We start from the raw sequence: 8,432 nt of genomic DNA on the forward strand, positions 1-8,432 counted from the left end.
GCCGGGCATCCGCATCCCGCGCCATGGTGCGGAACTTGTAGCAGCGGAACGACCGACCGCCCTTCCCGACCCGGGTCTGGGCGTAGAACAGCGGCCAGCCCTCCATGAGGCCGATCAGCGCCATCGTCATGAGGAAGAGCGGCAACAGCGCGATCAGCGCCAGCAGCGCGAGGCCCCGGTCGAAGAGGATGCCGATGGCCGCGGACAGGCCCGACCGGCTGGGAAAGTGCAGGTCGGAAGCCGGGATCAGGTCGGAAAGCGGCGTGGTCGCGAAGTCGTCGTGCATACTCATGAGGCGGCACCACCGAAGTGGTCTCCCTGAGAAACGCCGAATCACACCAAGGATCAGCTTGGGCGGAGGTTCGATTCCGGGCAAGAGATTCGCGACGGCTGCAGCATTTCGTCGCAGCTGGGGGCGGGCTCGGGCAGCCGCAGGTTGCGGGCGCCCGGCCCGGCAGGCAGGGGCCGGAGCGGCGGGGCGGCCTCGCGCGCGGCGGCGCCGACGGCGCAGCAGAGCACCAGCAGCAACCCCGGGTCCGGCACCGTGCCGCTGATCCCCGCGGAGCAAAGCTGCGCCAGCGCCGCCGCCTGCGCGCTGCGATAGATCGCCCCGGCCCGGCCGGCCGGCCGCGTCCGGCCGAGGGTGAGCCAGAGGAAGGTGACAAAGGCCAGCGTCCCCGGCACGCCGACGCTGCCCAACAGCACCGGAGCCAGCCCGTTCGAGCGCAGCGACCCCGCCCCGGCCCCGAGCCCCCAGGTCTGCCAGAAGGCATTCAGCCCCGAAACCGCCCAGGCCTTGCGCTCCAGCCCCGACATGCTGCCGGATTTTTCCAGGAAGATGCGGCGGAACAGATCCTGCAGCAGGTCCGGCAGCGGGGTGAGGACGAGAAGCAGGCAGAGGCCGCAGAGCAGGATGCCGGCGGCGATCAGGCTGCGGCTCATCGCCTTGCCGGAGGTCGGCCGCAGGAGCCCGAGGGCGGCGATGCCGGCGACCCAGAGCGACACGACCCCGGCGGCGAAGAGCCCGGTGGCCGAGAAGGAGGCCACGGTGCAGAGCAGGCTCAGCAGCGCCAGCGTGAGGTCGGACCAGCGCCGGCTGCTGCGGAAGGCCATGACGAACCAGGCGAAGAAGGCGGCAGAGGTCGCGCCGAAGGAGGAAGGCTCGGAAAAGCCGCCGATCACCCGGGCGAAACCGCCCATCGTCTGCTCGTTGGCCAGCGTGTAGGAGGCTGTGCGGACCGTGGCCAGCACCGCATCCAGCCCGGCGAGGTCCATCGCGGCGAGCAGCAGGTTCACCGAAGCCGCCAGCCGCATCGCCGTGTCCGCGAGCGTCAGGCCGCGGCGCCGCAGGCTGTGGCCGAAGGCGACGAAGACGGTGAAGGCCAGCAGGATGTAGAAGCTCTGCGACAGGTTCGACCCGCCAGGGCTCAGCGGCACCAGCACGCTGGCGAAGGCGGTGTCGATCCGCGCCCCCTGCACCGTGCGCGACAGCGAGAAGACCTGGAACTGCCCGGCGAACAGCCGCACCAGCACGGTGGCGGAGAAGAGCGCGTAGAGCGCGAAGATCCCGAAGGCGATGGTCGGGGCCGGCAGCGCGATCGGCCCCCGCCTCGGGTCGAACAGCAGCCGCAGCGTGGCGCCCCCCACGGTCAGCGCGGCGACCAGACTGCAGGCGAGGATCGACATTCCGCCGATGGCCGGCAGGGTCACCGCCGCCAACATTCCGAAGGGCACCAGCGCAATGGCCAGCACCAGACCATTGTCGAGCCGTCGCAGGCTTAGTGCGATCCAGAGAAACAATACGAGTATGGAAATGGGATAAACAATCACAGGGACACGCTGCGCCTTAAACTCGTCCGAGTATAGCATGCTTTCCGGTGTGTAGACAGGATCAGCATCCTCGCAGACCATCAACCGCAGAAATTTTCGATTCGTCATTCCCATTGCGGCCATGCCGCCGGAGTATTCATTGTGAAGGTCAAGTCAGGCACCGAGGAGTTGCGCCCCGCGCAACGCGCCAGCGTCATGAAGGCAGGGGTGCTCACCACCCTGTCGCGCGTCTTTTCACAGGCGGCCCAGCTCGCCATCTTCCTGCTCGCCGCCCGCATCATGGGGCCGGCGCAATTCGGCGTCTTCGCCTTGGTCTCGGCCATCGCCATCATCGCGCTGCGCTTCTCCGAGGCGGGCTGGGCCGAGTTCGTGATGAACTGGCAGGGCGCGGCCGAGGTGCCGGGACAGGTGCTGCTGATCGCCATCCTCTCCGGCATCGCGGTGGCGGGGCTGGGGGCGGCGACCTCGCTCGCCGTGCCCGCGCTCACCGGCAACGAGGATGCGGCGCGGCTCGGGCTGTTGTTCAGCCTCTGGATCCTGCTGACCACCGTCGCCGCCGTGCAGAACGGGCTGATGGTGCATCAGGACAAGCTCTCGGCCTCGGCGCTCGTCATGATGCTGGGCGAGACCGCGGGTTTCGCCGTCTCGCTCTGGTCGCTGCGGCAGGGGCACGGCATCTTCGCCCTCGCCTATGGCCGGCTGGCGCAGCAGACGGTGCAGGTGACGGTCGCCGCCGGGGTCACCCGGGTCAGGCCACGCCTCGGGATGGAGCGGGCGACGCTGGTGCAACTCGTGCAGTTCTCCGGCCATATCCTCAGCTCGCGGATGATCTCCTGCCTGCGGGTCTATGCCGCGACCTTCGTCATCGGCGGCTTCCTCGGGCCGGCCAGCGTCGGCTATTTCCGCCTCGCGCAGCGGCTGGTCGGGGCCTTCGCCGAAGTGCTGGGAGAGACCGGGCGGATGCTGGCCTGGACCGTGTTCCGCAACGCGAGGCGGCTGAACGGCGGCACGATCCGCGGCTTCCAGGAGGAGGCGCGGATCTTCTTCCCGGCGCTGCTGGTGCTGGCCGTGCCGGTGTTCCTCTGGATCGCGGTGGAGGCGGACGCGCTGGTGCTCGGGCTGCTGGGCCCCGACTGGCTGCCCGCCGTCCCGGTGGTCGTGCTGCTGGCGCTGTCGCAATGCCTGTTCCTGCCGACCTACGCCACCGAGCCGCTGCTCTCGATGGCGGGCCAGGTGCGGCAGATGCCGCTGGTCTCGCTGACGAACGCGCTGGTCGCCATCGCCCTCGCCCTCGTCACCGCGCCCTTTGGCATGATCGCCGTGGCGGTGGGCCAGGGGCTGGCGGCGCTGGTCGCGCTGGCGACAAGCATCTGGCTGCAGCAGCGCCATGCCGGGCTGTGCTGGCGGACGATCCTGCAAGCCAGTCTCCCGGCCGTGCCGCCCCTCTCCGTGGCGACGCTGCTTCTGGTCATCCTGAAGGCCGACCCCCTGCTGGCGCAGGCCCCGCCGCTGCCGCGGATCGTGCTGAGCACGCTGGTCGTCCTGTTGGTCTATGTCGCGGGGCTCGCGCTCTGCTACCCCGCCGCCAGCCGCCGGATCGCCGGATCGCTCGTCCGGCGGGTGAGGGCCGCGTCATGACCGCGCTGACCTCCCTCGCCCGCCGCAGCCTCGCCCGGGCCTCGCTGCCGCTGCGCACCGGGCTGGGCCGGCTGAGCCAATATGGCCCCCGCCCGCCCCGCTTCGCCGGCGCCTATGCCAGCGTGGCCGAGGCGCTGGCCGCCGTGCCGCCCTCGCGGCTGGCCGGCTACGACCATGACGCCGCCGTCGACGTCTCGCTGGAAGCGATGACCCAGGTGCATCTCTGGGACTATCCGGTGCTGTTCTGGCTCGACCGGCTGCTGAAGCCGGGGGCGGTGGTGCTGGATGTCGGCGGGCATCTGGCGACCAAGCCGACCGCCTTCGCTCGGCTGCTGGACCTCTCCGACGTGTCCTGGATCATCCAGGACCTTCCCGCCGTGGTGTCGCGCGGCAAGGCGTTGCAGGCCGCGGGCCGGGTGCCGCCGCAGGTCAGTTTCCGCGAAAGCCTCGTCGGCTGCCCCCGCCCCGACGTGCTGCTCGCCTCGGGTCTGCTGCAGTATCTCGACCGGCCCTTCCCGGAGCTTTTGCGGCAGCTGCCGGGCCGGCCGGGGGCGATCCTGCTCAACAAGGTGGCGATGCGCAACGGGCCCGAGGTGGTGACGCTGGAACGCATCGGCCCGGCGCGGGTGCCCTACCGCATCCGCAACCGCGCCGGCTTCGAGGCCGAGCTGGCGGTGCTGGGCTACCGGACCGCCGACCACTGGTCGATCCCGCAGCTGTCGCACCGAATCACGACCCACCCGGGACTCGGCCGCAGCGAGAGTCGCGGCATGGCGCTGATCGACCTGTCATCCTGAGGATGTTGGCCGTTTTGGCCAACAACCGGACGGTGCAATTCTGGATCCTTTGAAATTATCGCCTCAAATAAGGCAACATCCGCGACCCATATGTAAAGACACGGTTTTTCAATCCTCCGCCCGCCCCGCAAATCAGAAAACAAGATACCGACATTCCGAGTGCATTGACTTTTTTCGCCCGGTGGCGCGCATTACACAGCATCGGCTGACAATGTTCCGGCCGATCTGCGACGACAACGGCCACCGTGACGCAGCTCGCGGCGGCTGATATTTACGGAAATGACATACACCTTTTAAGAGTAGAGGAGCGGTTATTTATCGCCTCCTATTTGAAAGCATGTGTAATGAGCAGAAGCATTTCGACTGCGGCCGATCCCGTTGCGCCCGATTTCGACCCGGCCCTCGCTTTGGCGGACATCTTCCACAGTGTCGCGCGCGCCCGTCCGGACGCCCCGGCGCTGGTATCGGACCGGCTGAGCCTCAGCTATACCACGCTCGCCCGCCGCACCGACGCTCTGGCGGCTCGGCTGCTCGACGCCGGGCTGCGTCCCGGCGAGGTGGTGGGGATCGTCGCGGCCCGCAGCACCGAGGCGGTTGTGGCGCTGCTGGCGATCCTGCGCGCCGGCGGGGCTTACATGCCGCTCGACCCGACCTATGCGTTGGAACAGCTCGACTACATGGTCGCCGACGCCGGTCCGGCGCTGCTGCTGCACGCCGAGGACACGGCCGAGCTGGCGCGCAGCCTTGCCGGCGATCGGCCGGTGCTGGCCATCACCGATGCGGAGCCAGAGACCGAGACCGAACGCGGCTGGCCCAAGCGCGACGGCGGGTCGCTCGCCTATGTGATGTTCACCTCCGGCTCCTCCGGGCGGCCGAAGGGGGTGGAGATCCCGCAGCGCGGCGTGACCCGGATGGCGCTGCAGCAGCCGGAGTGCCAGCTTCTGCCCGATGACCGGATGCTGCACAGCTCGACCTTCGCCTGCGACGGCTCGGGGCTCGAGATCTGGGGCGCGCTGCTGAACGGCGCGGCGCTCGTCGTGCTCGAAGCGCCGAAGCCGTCCATCGACCTGCTCGCGGACAGCCTGACGCGGCAGGACATCACGGCGGCGGTGTTCTACACCGGGATCTTCCACCTGATGGCGGACCGCTGCCCCGAGGCTCTGCAAGGCTTGCGGCTTCTGGTGGTGGGCGGCGATGTGATGCAGCCGCGGCTCGCCGGCAAGCTGGTGCAGGCCGCGCCGCAGCTCCGGCTGGTGAACGCCTATGGCCCGACCGAGAACACCGTGATCGCCACGCTGCACCGCGTGACCGAGGCCGACTTGGACGGCTCGCCGCTGCCGATCGGCCGGGCCGCCGCCCATGACGAGGTGCTGGTGCTGGACGAGGCGCTGCAGGAGCTTCCGGATGGCGAGGCCGGGCAGCTGGTGCTTGGCGGGCCGGGTATTGCCCTGGGCTATCGCGGCAAGCCCGAGCAGACCGCCGAGCGCTTCATCGCCGATCCCCGCCCCGGCCGGACCGGGCGGCTCTACCTGACCGGCGATCTGGTGCGGCGGCGCGAGGACGGGGCGATCTGTTTCCTCGGCCGGGTCGACCGGCAGGTGAAGCTGGGCGGCCGGCGGATCGAACTGGACGAGGTGGAACATGTGCTGCGCCAGCAGCCGCAGGTGGCCGATGGCGCGGTGGACGTGGTCACCGCCGCCAATGGCGACCGCCGCATCGCCGGTTTCGTCACCCTGGCCGAGGGTGTGGCGCTGAGCGAGGACGAGGCCGGACGGGCGATCCGCGAGGGCATGGCGCGGACGCTGCCGCTGGCGATGCTGCCCGGGCTGATCCGGGTGCTGCCGGAGCTACCGCTGACCGCCGCCAACAAGGTCGACCGCAAGGCACTGGTCGCCTCGGTCGAGGCGCCCGCCCCGCGCGCCGAGGCGCAACGGGCCGGCGCCGCCCTGCGCGAGCGGATCGCCTCGATCTGGGACGGCGTGCTCGGATGCGGGCCCATCCCGCCCGACCGGACCTTCTTCGACATGGGCGGCAGCTCGCTGCAGCTGATCGAGGTCCACGCGCTGCTGGAGGCCGCGCTGGGGCGCAGCTTCGACATCACCATCCTGTTCGAGACCCCGCGCCTTGGCGATCTCGCCGACCGGCTGGGCGCACTGGCTGCCGCCGGGGCCTCGCCCGCCCCGGAGGCGCGGCGCGGCGCCGGAAGCGGCGCCATCGCCATCGTCGGCATGGCGGGCCGCTTCCCCGGCGCCGGGTCGGTGGCAGAGCTCTGGAGCCAGGTGAAGGCCGGCGCCAGCCAGTTCCGCCGCTTCGCCGATGCGGAGCTGGAGGACGCCTTCACCCCGCAGCAGCGCGCCGAGCGGAATTTCGTGCCGGTGCGGCCCGGGCTCGACGGGGTCGAGCTGTTCGACGCGCGCTACTTCGACATGTATCCGCGCGAGGCCGCCGCGACCGATCCGCAGGCGCGGGTCTTCCTCGAGCTCTGCGTCGAGGCGCTGGAGGACTCCGGCACCGATCCGGCGCGGCATCCCGGGGCGGTCGGCGTCTTCGCCGGCTCGTCCTTCAGCACCTACCTGCTCAACAACATCCTGCAGGACCGCGCCGCCGCCGAATCCATCGCCAGCGGCTATCAGGTCGAGCGCTTCGCCGAAGTGCTGGGCAACATCGCCGACACGCTGGCGACCCGCGTCGCCTTCAAGCTGGATCTGCACGGGCCGGCGATGACCGTCAGCACCGCCTGTTCCACCTCGCTCGTCGCCATCGCCCAGGCGGTGCAGGCGCTGCGCGCGGGCCAGGCCGACATGGCGCTGGCCGGCGGCGTGTCGATCACCTTCCCGCAGAAGCGCGGCTACACCGCCACCGAGGGCGGCATGGTCTCGGCGCAGGGCGCCTGCTGCCCGTTCGACGCCGAGGCCGACGGCACCGTCTTCGGCCATGGCGCGGGCGTTGTGGTGCTGAAGCGGCTGGAAGACGCGCTGGCCGAGGGCAACACCATCCACGCGGTGATCCGCGGCGTCGGGATCAACAACGACGGCCGCGACAAGATCTCCTACACCGCGCCCTCGGTGGTGGGTCAGGCGGCGGTGATCGGCATGGCGCAGCGCGACGCCGGCATCGGGCCGGAAGCGATCGGCTATGTCGAGTGCCACGGCACAGCCACCCCGCTGGGCGACCCGGTGGAACTGCGCGGGCTGGCCTCGGCCTTCGGCGCGCTGCCGCAGGGCAGCGTGGCGCTCGGCTCGGTGAAGGCCAACGTCGGCCATCTCGACGCCGCGGCGGGGGTGACGAGCGTCATCAAGACGGCGCTGGTGCTGCGCGACGGGCTGATCCCGCCGGTGGCGGGCTTCGTCTCGGCCAATCCGCGCATCCCCTTCGACACCCTGCCCTTCCACGTGCCGCGCGCGTTGACCGAATGGCCCGAGGGCCGCGCCCCGCGCCGGGCGGGGGTCAGTTCCTTCGGCGTTGGCGGCACCAATGTGCATCTGGTGCTGGAACAGCCGCCACAGGCCGCCGAGGCCTCCGCCATCGAGGCGCCGCAAATCCTGCCCCTCTCCGCGCGCAGCCCGGAGGCGCTGGAGGCGCTGCAACACCGGCTTGCAGACGCGCTGGAGACGGGGGCCGCCAGCCTCGCCGACGCGGCCTTCACCCTGCAGGAAGGTCGCAGCCAGCACCCCTTCCGCGCCGGCCTCGCCGCCACCGATCCGCAGGACGCCGCGGCCCGGCTGCGCAGGCTGCCCCGCGCCGCGGCGCAGGCCCCCGCCGACGCGCCGCCGGTGGTCTTCATGTTCCCCGGTCAGGGCTCGCAATATCCCGGCATGGGGTCGGGCCTCTACGCCGCCGAGCCGGAGTATCGCCGCTGGATCGACGCCGGCGCCGCAATCCTCGAGCCGCTGCTGGGGCTCGACATCAACCGGCTGCTCTGCTTCGGCGATCCCTCCGACGCCGACATGGCCCGGGCGCTGCGCGACACGCGGCTGACCCAGCCCGCGCTGTTCCTGACCCAGTTCGCCACGGCGCAGCTCTGGCTGCAGCGCGGCATCCGGCCGGCGGCGATGATCGGCCACTCGGTCGGCGAATTCGCCGCCGCGGCGCTGTCCGGCGCGATGGACTTCGAGACCGCGCTGCGGATCATCGCCGGCGCGGCCAGCTGATGCAGGACATGCCAGC

Annotated in this window: 5 protein-coding genes; 3 read left to right on the top strand and 2 right to left on the bottom strand. The window is 70.8% G+C overall.

What is annotated here, in order from left to right:
* Together C5F48_RS19930 and C5F48_RS19935 are read right to left on the bottom strand one after the other, a co-directional pair.
* A partial coding sequence (locus C5F48_RS19930) for a sugar transferase (RefSeq protein ID WP_146170663.1) occupies positions 1-292 on the bottom strand: 292 nt, incomplete at its 3' end.
* 53 nt (positions 293-345) lie between these two features.
* Positions 346-1,830, bottom strand: a complete 1,485-nt coding sequence (locus C5F48_RS19935) for a hypothetical protein (protein WP_146603643.1) — start codon at positions 1,828-1,830, stop codon at positions 346-348.
* 141 nt (positions 1,831-1,971) lie between these two features.
* Between C5F48_RS19935 and C5F48_RS19940 the strand changes: the two genes are divergently transcribed.
* The 3 genes from C5F48_RS19940 to C5F48_RS19950 all read left to right on the top strand — a co-directional run bounded on the left by C5F48_RS19940 (position 1,972) and on the right by C5F48_RS19950 (position 8,416).
* On the top strand, positions 1,972-3,468 hold the full coding sequence (locus C5F48_RS19940) for an oligosaccharide flippase family protein (protein WP_111467300.1): 1,497 nt from the start codon (positions 1,972-1,974) through the stop codon (positions 3,466-3,468).
* Complete coding sequence (locus tag C5F48_RS19945) at positions 3,465-4,265, top strand: methyltransferase, TIGR04325 family (RefSeq protein ID WP_107665547.1); 801 nt, start codon at positions 3,465-3,467, stop codon at positions 4,263-4,265. The genes C5F48_RS19940 and C5F48_RS19945 overlap by 4 nt, the downstream gene beginning before the upstream one ends.
* Before the next feature lie 344 nt (positions 4,266-4,609).
* Positions 4,610-8,416, top strand: a complete 3,807-nt coding sequence (locus C5F48_RS19950) for a type I polyketide synthase (RefSeq protein WP_107665548.1) — start codon at positions 4,610-4,612, stop codon at positions 8,414-8,416.
* The last annotated feature ends 16 nt before the right edge of the window (positions 8,417-8,432 follow it).

The organism is Cereibacter changlensis JA139, from assembly GCF_003034985.1.
Lineage (GTDB): Bacteria > Pseudomonadota > Alphaproteobacteria > Rhodobacterales > Rhodobacteraceae > Cereibacter > Cereibacter changlensis.

Bases quoted from the DNA above. Each gene is read 5' to 3' on its own strand.
- C5F48_RS19945 (WP_107665547.1), top strand. From the start codon at position 3,465: ATGACCGCGCTGACCTCCCTCGCCCGCCGCAGCCTCGCCCGGGCCTCG.
- C5F48_RS19950 (WP_107665548.1), top strand. From the start codon at position 4,610: ATGAGCAGAAGCATTTCGACTGCGGCCGATCCCGTTGCGCCCGATTTC.